This is a genomic window from Candidatus Vallotiella sp. (ex Adelges kitamiensis) (assembly GCF_020342435.1).
In the GTDB taxonomy this organism is placed as follows: Bacteria; Pseudomonadota; Gammaproteobacteria; order Burkholderiales; family Burkholderiaceae; genus Mycetohabitans.
Genome location: NZ_CP080504.1, coordinates 940,492 through 952,854, shown reverse-complemented (window position 1 = coordinate 952,854; position 12,363 = coordinate 940,492). Strand labels below are relative to the sequence as shown.

The 12,363-nt window shown below is 42.6% G+C and carries 13 protein-coding genes and 1 tRNA gene; 4 read left to right on the top strand and 10 right to left on the bottom strand.

The annotated features are described in order from the left end of the window. Positions 1 to 1,112 precede the first annotated feature (1,112 nt). From cydX to ftsY, 6 genes are all read right to left on the bottom strand, one after another. A complete protein-coding gene (cydX, locus tag K0T93_RS03595) occupies positions 1,113 to 1,256 on the bottom strand; it encodes a cytochrome bd-I oxidase subunit CydX (RefSeq protein WP_225721316.1) in 144 nt (47 codons plus the stop codon). A 33-nt stretch (positions 1,257 to 1,289) separates the two neighbouring features. Next, positions 1,290 to 2,426 carry a cytochrome d ubiquinol oxidase subunit II gene (gene cydB / locus K0T93_RS03590; RefSeq protein WP_225721806.1) on the bottom strand — a complete coding sequence of 379 codons (1,137 nt, stop codon included), beginning with the start codon at positions 2,424 to 2,426 and terminating at the stop codon, positions 1,290 to 1,292. Between the two features lie 73 nt (positions 2,427 to 2,499). Further along, a complete protein-coding gene (locus K0T93_RS03585; RefSeq protein ID WP_225721315.1) occupies positions 2,500 to 4,059 on the bottom strand; it encodes a cytochrome ubiquinol oxidase subunit I in 1,560 nt (519 codons plus the stop codon). After that, the gene (gene cydP / locus K0T93_RS03580; RefSeq protein WP_225721314.1) at positions 4,049 to 4,351 is read right to left on the bottom strand and encodes a cytochrome oxidase putative small subunit CydP; all 303 of its coding nucleotides are present in this window, start codon (positions 4,349 to 4,351) and stop codon (positions 4,049 to 4,051) included. The genes K0T93_RS03585 and cydP overlap by 11 nt, the downstream gene beginning before the upstream one ends. A gap of 183 nt (positions 4,352 to 4,534) precedes the next feature. Then, on the bottom strand, positions 4,535 to 5,455 hold the full coding sequence (rpoH, locus tag K0T93_RS03575) for an RNA polymerase sigma factor RpoH (protein WP_445082788.1): 921 nt from the start codon (positions 5,453 to 5,455) through the stop codon (positions 4,535 to 4,537). 761 nt (positions 5,456 to 6,216) lie between these two features. Continuing rightward, entirely contained in the window at positions 6,217 to 7,287 is a 1,071-nt protein-coding gene (ftsY, locus tag K0T93_RS03570) for a signal recognition particle-docking protein FtsY (RefSeq protein ID WP_225721805.1), read from the bottom strand. On the opposite strand from ftsY, the gene K0T93_RS03565 reads away from it, so the two are divergent. From K0T93_RS03565 to K0T93_RS03550, 4 genes are all read left to right on the top strand, one after another. Next, positions 7,286 to 7,660, top strand: a complete 375-nt coding sequence (locus K0T93_RS03565) for a hypothetical protein (protein WP_225721822.1) — start codon at positions 7,286 to 7,288, stop codon at positions 7,658 to 7,660. The genes ftsY and K0T93_RS03565 overlap by 2 nt on opposite strands. Positions 7,661 to 7,817: 157 nt before the next feature. After that, complete coding sequence (gene rsmD / locus K0T93_RS03560; RefSeq protein WP_445082807.1) at positions 7,818 to 8,501, top strand: 16S rRNA (guanine(966)-N(2))-methyltransferase RsmD; 684 nt, start codon at positions 7,818 to 7,820, stop codon at positions 8,499 to 8,501. Between the two features lie 153 nt (positions 8,502 to 8,654). Further along, positions 8,655 to 9,179 (top strand): pantetheine-phosphate adenylyltransferase, encoded by a 525-nt coding sequence (gene coaD / locus K0T93_RS03555; protein ID WP_225721311.1) that lies wholly within the window; start codon positions 8,655 to 8,657, stop codon positions 9,177 to 9,179. Positions 9,180 to 9,286: 107 nt separating this feature from the next. Continuing rightward, entirely contained in the window at positions 9,287 to 9,541 is a 255-nt protein-coding gene (locus K0T93_RS03550) for a YfhL family 4Fe-4S dicluster ferredoxin (protein ID WP_225721310.1), read from the top strand. A 103-nt stretch (positions 9,542 to 9,644) separates the two neighbouring features. Here the strand turns inward: K0T93_RS03550 and pth are convergent, their stop codons facing one another. From pth to K0T93_RS03530, 4 genes are all read right to left on the bottom strand, one after another. Then, complete coding sequence (pth, locus tag K0T93_RS03545) at positions 9,645 to 10,229, bottom strand: aminoacyl-tRNA hydrolase (protein ID WP_225721309.1); 585 nt, start codon at positions 10,227 to 10,229, stop codon at positions 9,645 to 9,647. A gap of 181 nt (positions 10,230 to 10,410) precedes the next feature. Further along, positions 10,411 to 11,028, bottom strand: coding sequence for a 50S ribosomal protein L25/general stress protein Ctc (locus tag K0T93_RS03540; RefSeq protein WP_225721308.1), 618 nt, complete (start codon positions 11,026 to 11,028; stop codon positions 10,411 to 10,413). Positions 11,029 to 11,210: 182 nt separating this feature from the next. Next, positions 11,211 to 12,164: a ribose-phosphate pyrophosphokinase gene (locus K0T93_RS03535; RefSeq protein WP_225721307.1), complete on the bottom strand. Its 954-nt coding sequence runs from the start codon at positions 12,162 to 12,164 to the stop codon at positions 11,211 to 11,213. A 31-nt stretch (positions 12,165 to 12,195) separates the two neighbouring features. Beyond that, positions 12,196 to 12,272 (bottom strand) — tRNA-Gln (locus tag K0T93_RS03530). Positions 12,273 to 12,363: the final 91 nt, after the last annotated feature.

The window sequence follows — 12,363 nt, the reverse complement described above, 5'->3', positions numbered from 1 at the left end:
GCCTCTATACTCCTATTTCATACATTTTATCTCTTAAATTTGGAGGCGAATACATAATTTCGAGAAGCCCCAAAACCTGCGTTTTATTAAAAAACCACATCACTCTACTTGGACTATTTCAATCTATTCTAACATCCATCACACTAATTAGTGTAACCTGCAAACAACGATCTCAGAAATTAAAATTACTAGCTGCCTTATAAATAAGATTGCGACTATATAAGAGGAATAATGAAAAGATCAGATGTTCTCATTTCAAATGAAATTACACTTTTTTATTAAGGTCGGGAAACTTTTTCCTAATATCTATAATCTATATTTCAGAAAAATAATTTTTCTTATATTGAATATTCAATAAATAGAATTATCATTTTTTATAAAAAAGTGATGATTTTTTGAGTGAGTATATCTCTACTCTGTAATCTGCAGACTCTATTTTATAAGTTTTACATCTATAAAAGATATGTATATATGCCAATTATTAAAATTCAGAATAAAAATGACTATATAAAATAAATCTCTTATAAAAAGGAATAAGCGAGTTTGTAAATAAATTACATAATAACCTCTTCGGAAGATAGAGCGAGCTCTCAGAAGACTTAAATACAATTGACTCTGATAGAATCTTACGAAGTATCTAAACAGATTACAGTTACTAGATTATATTCAAACGATAGATGAGCATCCCTAATCTTGTCCAAATAGGTTTTAGATTACTAACGTTTGTAATTACCATGCATTATATACCGGATTACTTAGTAACTGATCGGTTATATCTGGATCGCATAGCGTGTGCAATACTCATCTAATAACAGTCGATCACAAGCTGGTTCTTGACACTACAGCGCCGTACACCTCAGTAGTGAATATCTATTAGATTAATTTTCTTTATAAGATATTGGGTAACTTGCGAAGTTCTTTAGAATCATAACAGCGTAGAAGGGCTTAATATCTCGCATTGCTTCTGAGAAGCTTGACGTCATATCCTAAGCGCCGAATGAAAACGCTAGCAACCTAGCGTTAAATATACATGTGCTGTATACTTTTAGGAGTGATAATATCTAAAGTCTAGTAGCTATTTAAATCCGCACAACTTACCCAAGCGGATATAACTAGTTAGTATGAGGCGACATCTCTTCTGCTTTTTTGGACTCTCTTAGTTTTTCTGCGTCGTAATACGATTCAAACCACATCCCGTTAATGATGCCAAACGCAAGTGCAACATTAATGCCTAATATCCAGATAAAGTACCACATATTTTTTATTAGATGAGTCGGTTTAAATGGACGTTAATACATTAAGTGTGTATTCGTTTTTACTCCTTGTTCGGTTATTTTTCCTCGCATTACGCGATAGACCCAGCTAGTGTACAGGATGATTAGTGGCACGAATATAATTACCACACATAGCATAATACCTAGCGTTCGGTAGCTTGATGTTGAATCCCACAGTGTTAGGCTACTATTTGGATTAATTGAGGATGGCATAATAAACGGAAACATCGAGATACCTGCAGTAAGAATTATACCTATAACTAGTAGCCCCGTCATAATAAAATTTAATATCGTGAAGCACGACAAGGCAAGCAACAATGCAAGAATTCCGGCTACGATGCCAATCGTGGGAGCGAGCATCGTCCACGGATATACAATATAGTTAGACATCCATAAGCCAGGGGCAGTAACTACGCGCTTAAGCAGTGGGTTAGCTAATGCGTCTAGCGGTGCTGCCTGGGTAATCTTAAAGCCAGTGATCTGAGTAGCTACGAGGATACCAGCTATTATAAATAATATGACCGTAGTTAGTGCTGCTATAAATAACACATGCGCCGCACGGTCAGCTATTACCCCATCAGTTTTTATACGTAGAAATGCAGCGCCGTGGGCGACTAGCATACCGAGGCTAGTTGCCCCACATAGCAATGCAAACGGATTTAGGAGACCAAAAAAATTGCCCTGATAACTTGCACGCATCTCTTCGTCTAAATAAAATGGTACGCCTTGCAGCAGGTTGCCAAACGCGATACCAAACACTAGTGCCGGAATTGCGCTACCAGAGAATAAAGCCCAGTCCCAACTCGCACGCCACCGTGGATCATCGCGCTTAGCGCGATATTCAAAACCGACGGGTCGCATAAACAAGGCAAATAATACTAGAAGCATTGCGAAATAGAAGCCCGAAAAAGAGGCGGCATATACTAGTGGCCACGCAGCGAACATTGCGGCGCCAGCTGTAATCAGCCACACCTGGTTGCCTTCCCAGGTAGGACCAATTGCATTAATAATTACACGACGTTCGGTATCTGTCTTGCCAATAAAAGGTAGTAGTGTGCCGACACCCATATCAAATCCATCGGTGAGCGCAAAGCCAAGAAGCAAAAAGCCGATTAACGCCCACCAAATAATCTTCAAAGTTGGATAATCAATCATAGTTATTTTTTAGTAACAAAATTTGATCCATGACTATATAATTTTTGTTGTACCTATGTAAGATAACTGTTTAGTGTGGTTGTTCGTAGAAGTACCGTCCAGTATGTAATGCTGATGGTCCGAGCTTTGCATACTTAAACATTAGCATTATCTCAATAATAAATAATGCTGTGTAAAATAGGATGAACCCGCTAATACTAAGATATAGATCCAAAGGCGCTAGGCTAGAGGCTGATGAAAAAGTGGGTAGTACACCAGTAATCGTCCACGGCTGGCGTCCCATTTCAGCTACAATCCACCCAAACTCAGAGGCAAACCATGGCAACGGAATTGCCCAAACACACCAGCGTAGAAACCAGCGTCGGTTCTTCTGCTCTAGGCTACGCGTAGCACAAAACCAAAAAGCAAGTATAAATGTTATAAGGAATAAGATTCCTAGACCGACCATCAGACGGAATGACCAGAATACTGGTGCTACAAGAGGGATTGAATGCTTAGCCGTCTCGGCAATTTGTGCATTAGTCGCATTTAGTACATCCGGCGCATATTGCCTGACAAGCAGCCCGTAGCCGAGATTTTTCTTATGGGCATTAAACACTGCAAGTGTTGTATCAGACGTGTCGCCTTGTTTCATCTTTTTCAATGCCTGGTACGCGATGATGCCATCGCGTATACGTTCTTCATTCTGAGATATCACATCGCGAAGCCCAATAACAGGTTTATCGAGCGAGCGAGTAGCAATTAATCCTAGAACGTAAGGTATGCGCAGCGCGTAATCCGTGCATTGCTTTTCCTGGTTTGGAAGTCCAAATATAGTAAGCGTAGCTGGGGGCGTCTCAGTAGTCCATTCAGATTCAATTGCAGCAAGCTTCGCTTGCTGCACTTCGCCAATCGTGTAGCCCGACTCATCACCAAGCATAATCACGCTCAGAGTTGAAGCTAGGCCAAATCCAGCTGCGACGGCAAACGAGCGCAATGCAAAATTGACATCACGCTTTTTCAACAGGTACCACGAGGATACGCCGAGCACGAATATAGCTGCCGTTACATAGCCTGCAGACACGGTATGAACGAATTTAACCTGAGCAACTGGATTGAATACTACCTTAGATAGGCTAGTTAGTTCCATACGCATGGTCTCATAATTAAAGGCAGCACCAACTGGATTATTCATCCAACCATTAGCGATTAGAATCCACAATGCAGATAAGTTCGAGCCCAGTGCGACGAGGAAAGTGATAATCAGATGTCCGACGCGCGACAACCGGTTCCAGCTAAAGAACATTAGCCCAACGAAAGTCGATTCGAGGAAAAAAGCCATCAGACCCTCTACCGCGAGAGGTACTCCGAAAATATCTCCAACATAGTGCGAGTAATAAGACCAATTCGTACCGAACTGAAACTCTAATGTGATACCAGTCACTACACCCATCGCAAAGTTAATGCCGAACAGTTTAGACCAGAACTGAGACATGTCTTTGTAGACTTGTTTTTGGGTCATTACATACAGAGTTTCCATGATAACTAACAGCCAGGATAAACCCAGCGTTAGCGGAACGAAAAGGAAATGGTACAGCGCAGTAATAGCGAACTGCAGCCGCGAAAGATCAACGACTTCACTACTTATCATGATAATTACCTGAAGCTATCGGATGTAAGGCTGAGACAGACAACAGCGCTTGCGCGACCTGGGCTGGCGGCAGTTCCATATGAAGCGCCTGGGGATGACCAAACAACGTATACTTGAAGGCGAGCAAAATGATGAATTTAGCTATTACTACCGCCGTTAACTCGCAAACTAATCTGTAACGTTGCTGTATCCGTGTTAGCACACTAGGCCACCGCGAAAGGGCGGTATGATTGATATTAATATTATGACGGATATCATGACTGAGAATAGTATCTCGCGGACCGCTCGGCAAGCGCAACTTTAAAGAAACTTATTTTATAGCTAGGGTAGCAAAAGGTGGTGACTCTAACGCGTTAAACTACAGCATTTTTACAAAATTACGCTAGGCACCCATGCACTGTTGTTCTCTTAACTTATTGCAGCGCAAACAAAATCTTAGCTGAAGCTGATTCTAAAGAGAGAGCATGGAAAATGCTTATGCATAGTGCTGCAGCGCACTGCGCATCTTTTTCATCGCACTTGCTTCAATTTGACGGATACGCTCAGCAGAGACACCGAACTCATGAGCTAGCTCGTGTAGCGTCGCTCCGCCTGAACCGTCGTCCTTCACATGTAGCCAGCGTGCCTCTATAATACGACGGCTACGTGTATCAAGGGATTTCAGGGCATCAGACAGACCTTCAGTTTGTAGTAAGTCGCCATGTCGTGAGGCAAGCACCGTAGTTGGCTCAGTACGTGAGTCAGCTAAATAAGCAATCGGTGCGAATGATTCTTCACTGTTCTCGAACTGAATTTCAAGAGCGATATCGCCACCAGCCAGACGCGCCTCCATTTCGGTTACTTCTTCACGTTTGACGTTCAGCTCTTTCGCAAGTCCTGTGATCTCGTCCGGTGTGAATGGTTGAGTGCCTTGCTTATGGCTGCGCAGGTTAAAGAATAGCTTGCGTTGTGCTTTCGTCGTTGCAACTTTTACTATGCGCCAGTTACGCAGAATATATTCGTGGATCTCAGCTTTAATCCAATGAATCGCATAAGATACCAGCCGTACGTTTTGGCGCGGATCGAAACGTTTAACAGCTTTCATCAGACCAATATTGCCTTCTTGAATTAGGTCCGCATGAGGCAACCCGTAACCCATATAATTACGCGCAACTGACACAACTAGACGTAGATGTGATAACACAAGCTTACTTGCACTATCTAGATTGTTTTTCTCACGATATTCATTTGCAAGGCGTGTTTCATCAGCTTGAGATAGCAGCGAGATACGGTTGACAGCCTGAATATAAGAGTCCAAATTACCTAATGCACCCGGAAATATTGACTGCGTAGCAAGCGCTCGGCCCACTGGTACTAGGCTTTCGGAGGTTGTCGGTAGGGTCATCTCGTTGCTCACTCGTGTATTCCTTGTATGGTCAGCTTTCATGCTGCTAAGAAACGGGGCTTCCAGACATTTTAACACTCAATGCCACGGGGTTGCTAAACCGTTAGATAAATAAGGGTGTAGCAGGTTTTGCTTGCCAAGCATATAGAATTCTGGTGGTTATTATTTAAGGTACGGTCATAAGTACAAGCTCCTCTTTGCGTAGTCTGATAAAGAATATATAGCCTATAGATGCTTTTGTTATAATATGTTCATCATGCAAAAGCTGATACTAAGAAACTTAGGGCGTTGTGTAACTAATCTATAGTGATTAAAATACCTATTAATTCCATTCTTATCGTCTAGCCTGAGCTGCTTATGTCTATGTACGCCTCTCGTACTATATATATCTCCCCCAGCACCTAAAGAATATGATGAAAGTTAATGTATCCAAAAGATACGCGGTACCTCTGCTAAGCGCGAGCACGTTTAGCATAATAAGTATGTAATTACGAGAGTGCCCCTGTGTGGATAAATTAGCGATTAGCTATAGTCCAATTCCACACTATACATTTATGCAGCTAGAATAATATTCAGTATTTCTATGATTTAGCCTCGATTTAGAGTATTCCTCATAAGAGGATGTACACTGTATTATTTCTCTGTATTGCAATAAAGTTTTCTAGCGCTGTTGTTAAGATAGTTATAGAAATTTGCGAATGGATTAAAAATAAGTCTACACTAATATTTAATTTAGATAATTAATAGAAAGTTATATTTTTAGCGCTACACGCTTACCCGAGCAGTGCCTCAGCAAATTCGGTGGCGACGAAGGGTTGCAGATCTTCTGGATTTTCGCCAACGCCGATGAAATATACCGGCATAGGGCATTGGCGAGCAATTGCAGCTAATATTCCACCCTTAGCAGTGCCGTCTAACTTCGTGATAATAAGCCCGGTCAAACCCAGTGACTCATTGAACGCTTTTACTTGGGCTAGCGTATTTTGACCAGTATTTGCATCGAGCACTAGCAGTATTTCATGAGGAGCATTCTCCATCGCATTTCCAATAACTCGCTTAATTTTACGAAGTTCCCCCATCAGATGAGGCTGGGTGGGTAAGCGTCCAGCGGTATCCGCTAGCAGTACGTCTATACCGCGAGCACGCGCAGCATGGACTGCGTCGAAGATGACTGCAGCAGGGTCAGCGCTTTCCTGATGGATCACGGCGACATGATTGTGCTGACCCCAGATTACTAACTGTTCGCGTGCAGCAGCACGGAATGTATCGCCAGCAGCTAGCATTACTGACTGGTTAAACAACTGTAGGTGCTTAGTGAGCTTTCCAATACTCGTAGTCTTACCAGCCCCATTGACGCCAGCAATCATTATTACTAGTGGTTGTGCACGGCCAAGAACTATAGATAGTTCAAGTGGCATAAGCAATTCTATTAACAGTTGGCGCAATGCTTCTTTGACTTGTTGTGCGTCAGTTAGTTTCTCAATTCGAACCTTCTGGCGTAGCGCATTAAGTAAGTAGGTAGTAGCATCCAAACCGGTATCAGCTATCAATAACGCGGTTTCGAGCTCCTCGAATAACGATTCATTAAACTTTATACCAACAAAAATTCCGCTTAAGCTTGAGCTGGTTTTATTCAGCCCCGATTTCAATCGTTTAAACCACGATCGCTTCATAGATGATGCTGTAGCGGGGGGTGGAACGATCTTAATGATATCTTCATTTATACTGCTAACAGGTTGCTGCTCAGGAGTGTTGGATATTTTAAGGTGTGCGCCTTGCGGTACCACACTAGATGTTGATTGGATCGAGCCTTCTATAAGAGGCACTGAGAGTACAGACTTTATGTTTATAGTATTAGGTAAAGCGATAGGTGCTACGGTATCGGTAAAGGCTAAAGAGTCTAATGACGATGTAGAGGCTGCTGGTAGCGATGTAGGGTTAAGCGCTTGTGCGGCTATAGATTTAGATAACGTCTCTGATTCTAATAAGACATTTGGAGGCGTTGATCTGAGGGAGGAGGGCTTAGGTTCCAACGTTCCAGATGTGCAAAAGATCGAAGTAGAGTGCGATGTAGATACAGCTTTCTGTTCGGTAGATGTGTTATTTTTTCTAAAACGTTTTAGAAAACTAAACATATTTAATATAGGACGTATACGTATAGGTGAGAGATATCAAGTCCAGAAGCAGAGCACTAGAGGGCTAGAGTACGCATTTTAGTAGAGCACCAGAATTTTGGGCTTGATGCTAGGATGGTAAAGTTATCTCCTCTTAACGCTACGGCGTGAAAATAGTGACTTAATTTATGCTAGGATGGTAGTACATGCTTAAGAGCTACAACAGCAGAATGTAATAAATCCAGAGCCCTATGTTCCGTATGCACGGTTGTGTACCTTTTACTGCTTCTCCCACACCGCATAAGCACGTTTTGGATTCTCCGGGATCACGTCGTATTGCTATAACGCGTCATGTGCCCCAGAAGGTCCGTATTATTGGCGGTATCTGGAAGCGCACGCCTCTTCCAGTCCTTGATCTAGCGGTACTGAGGCCAACGCCGAATCACGTGCGTGAAACCCTATTTAACTGGCTAGGTCAGCAGCTGAGGGGTTTTGTATGCTTAGATCTATTTGCTGGCACTGGGGCTCTGGGCTTCGAAGCCGCCTCTCGGGGCGCACAGCGTGTGGTGATGGTTGAACACCATACGCAAATAATTACACAAATAAGCTCAATCCGAAAAAAATTGAATGCGCAGACAATTGAAATTGTACATGCTGACGCATTGCAGTTCTTAGCCAGATTGCCCTCAGCCGAGTTTGACATTGTATTCCTAGATCCACCATTCGATAGCAATTTGCTTAGGCACGCGCTACCATTTATATTCCCGCTTATAACACCTCGCGGTTCGATCTACGTCGAATCTAATGCCCCATTAGAGGAGGTATGGAACACTCAAACACAGCCAAAGCTTAGCTGGTCGCCCCCACAGGGGTGGCACATCGTACACTATGCACATACTGGCGCGGTGCATTATCATTTGCTTCGGCGCAAAAATAGTGAATAATGCCCATCTCCCCGAAAATAGGTTAGCTATATTTATATAGATGTTAGCTAGTTACCATTATTCTAGTTTTGCTTATACCTGTGTGTTGCCGTTAAACGCTAGCGTAACCACGTACATTATAACACTAGTTTATTAGGGGAGAGGAAGATATTGATGATAGTCGCCGTCTATCCCGGTACTTTTGATCCGCTTACCCGTGGTCACGAAGATCTTGTGCGCCGCGCTTCTAGCATTTTCGACATGTTAGTGGTTGGGGTGTCCGATAATCGAAACAAGAGGCCATTTTTCTTGTTGCGGGAGCGTTTAGAGATCGCGCAGGAAGTATTGGGTCATCATACAAACGTAAAAGTAATGAGTTTCTCTGGATTGCTTAAAGACTTTGTTCGTTCTAACAATGCCCGAGTAATTGTGCGTGGCTTGCGTGCTGTTTCAGACTTTGAGTATGAGTTCCAGATGGCGGGAATGAATCGCTATCTGCTGCCTGACGTTGAAATGATGTTTATGACGCCATCAGATCAATACCAATTTATTTCGGGTACACTTGTGCGCGAAATCGCACAATTAGGCGGAGACGTTAGTAAGTTTGTATTTCCTTCAGTTGAAAAGTGGCTTAAAAAGAAATGTACTCAAGCTTCTCATACCACAGCCCCTCATCCTAAGATCACTATTACCTCTTAACGCTATGCCCGCGCAGATTATTTAAACAGACAGATTTATCATACCTGCTTTGTAAGCCACTCAGAAAAATAATAACATTTGTATTTTTCTAGAAAGTTTGTGACTGTATGGCTTTGATGATTACCGACGAATGCATCAATTGCGATGTTTGTGAGCTAGAATGCCCCAATAGTGCTATTTCGATGGGTCCAGAGATCTATTTTATTAATCCAAATAAATGTACTGAGTGTGTTGGTCACTTCGATGAACCACAGTGTGTTCAGGTGTGTCCCGTCGAATGTATTCCAAAGAATCCACAGTGGATTGAAACTAACGATCAGCTACTAGAAAAGTACTACACGTTACTTACAGATAATGAGTAAGCTGCCAAAAAGCATTGAAATGCCCCCACAAACTATAGTCGCATAAGCACATACTATGTATGTGGCCTCTCTATTTTGTACTATGCGCGATGCATGGCGTGCGTCACGAGCGTTCTAACTTTCCGTTAACGATTAATGGCATTAGTTTAAGACTATCGTCAATAGCTGCGTCGATAAGTTTTTTTTCTTCTAAGCGAGGTGCTTTTAGCACGAAATCGACTACATCAAGTTTAGAGCTTGCGTGTGTGTTTTCTGAATCTGGAATTAGAGCTCGTGGATGGCCAATACCGATACGTAGCCGCCAATATTGCCAAGTTGATAGATGCGCAGCAATATTCTTCAAGCCATTATGGCCGCCACTGCTACCGCCTAACTTTAATTTAGCAGTGCCTGGCGGAAAATCTAACTCATCATGAACAATGAGAATAGATTGGGGCAAAATCTTGAAGAATTTTGCTAACGCCATCACAGATAGCCCAGACCGGTTCATAAATGTTTTAGGTTTTAACAAATAAACATCGTTTCTGTGCAGACGTATTTTTACATAATTGCCATGAAAACGATGATCATTATGTAGCTCTGCGCTAAGTTCTTGTGCAAGCCGATCAACAAACCAGAAGCCTATATTATGCCGCGTAGTTACATATTCGGCGCCTGGATTTCCAATTCCGACAATCAATTTTATCATGAAGGTTTTAGGTTTTGATATTCATGAATTTTGTCAAGATATTTTGACTACATGCAGCTATCAGACGGAACACCTAGCATCACTAATTAAATAAATCGCATTGCGCTAACGGATTAAAAGATCAATTTTTATATGATAAGCCTTACTACTAAGTCTTTATATAATACGAAGTATGCATAGACTATGCGACTGGTATGTTGCTTTTCAATGACTCACCTACGTTATCTGATACTGTATCGGCAGGCAGAGTCGCGGATACAATCACCGGATTTTCCTGCTCAGAATGCGGTGTTAGTTCGACACCAGATGGTAGCTTAATATTTTTTGCATGTAACGATTGGTTTAACTCAAAGTTGGTTAAGTCTACCTCGATAAACTCGGGCAGGTTGCTTGGAAAGCATGTTGCTTCAATTTCATTTAACACATGCATAATCACGCCACCACCAAGTCTTACTGCTGGTGATATTTCTTGGTTTATATAATGTAGCGGAACTTTTACTGTAATTTTTTTCTTTTCGTCAACACGTTGGAAGTCTACATGGAGAACTAGCCGACGGAATGGATGATACTGAACATCTCGCAATAGAACTTTTTCAGTTACACCAGAAATTTCTAGATCAAGGATCGATGAATGAAACGCTTCTTTATGCATTGCATAATACAGCGTATTATGATCTAACTCAATTAACTTCGGTTCAGTGCCCGCACCATATACAACACCCGGCATTTTTCCCGAATTTCGAAGACGGCGGCTTGCGCTCGTTCCCTGCTGACTACGCTCGAAAGCGACTACTTTCATGTTATCTCTCCAATAACTACCTAAGACTATTTAGTAGGTCCAGGCAAATTGCATGAGTTATTAAAATAGGCTATTTAATCTAGAGCGAACTTAATTCACCCTAAAATACATAGATAGAACAACATACTCTGGATTGAATATATTGGCTTTAATAGCAAACTCGCTGGCCTACTTGATAAAGTTTAGTGCTCAGCAAAGAGTGACATTACTGACTCACCCCGGCGAATTCGTGAGAAAGTTTCGGCAAGTAGGCCAGCGCATGATAAGGTACGAACCCGTAAGCACGCCAGCGCATGCCTGCTGAGTGGGATTGTATCTGTAACGACTAGCTCATCGAGTGCTGAGTCAGCAATGCTCTCGATCGCGCTACCAGACAGCACTGGATGCGTCGCATATGCAAAGACCTTCTTCGTGCCACGTTCTTTCAGTACTTGAGCGGCTTTGCATAGTGTACCGGCGGTGTCGACCATATCGTCCATAATCACACACGTGCGGCCCTCAACCTCACCGATGATGTTCATCACTTTAGCAACATTTGCTTTGGGGCGGCGTTTATCGATAATTGCTAGATCTGTATCGAGCTGCTTTGCTAGAGCACGCGCGCGTACTACGCCGCCGACATCTGGTGACACGACCAGAAGATCATCGTATGCCTGCTTGCGTAGATCGCCGAGCAGCATCGGTGTCGCATAAATATTATCGACTGGAATATCGAAAAAACCTTGAATCTGATCAGCATGTAGATCCATAGTGATGATTCGTTCAACACCAGCGATTTCCAGCATATTAGCAATAACTTTTGCAGAAATTGCAACGCGAGCTGAGCGTGGTCGGCGATCTTGTCGGGCATAACCAAAATATGGAATAGCTGCCGTGATCCGTCCAGCCGATGCACGCTTGAGTGCATCGACCATAATCATTAACTCCATCAGATTATCGTTCGTCGGCGCACAGGTCGATTGCAAAACAAATACATCTTTGCCACGAACGTTTTCTTGTATCTCGACTTGAATTTCTCCATCTGAGAAGCGACTAATCATCGCTTTACCAAGAGGAATACCCAAGATTTTGACAACCTCCTGCGCAAGCGATGGATTTGCGTTTCCAGTAAATACCATTAGGCCGTCACTATTCATCGTACATCCGCTACTCGGTAGGCGTGGCTATTGGCAGGGGAGGAAGGATTCGAACCTTCGAATGCCGGAATCAAAATCCGGTGCCTTAACCAACTTGGCGACTCCCCTCTACATACACATTATTTTCGCTACGAAAACTCTTGAGCTTAATACGGTGAAATCTTTATCAGGTTCCAGCGTGTTTACGGCATTTTATTAA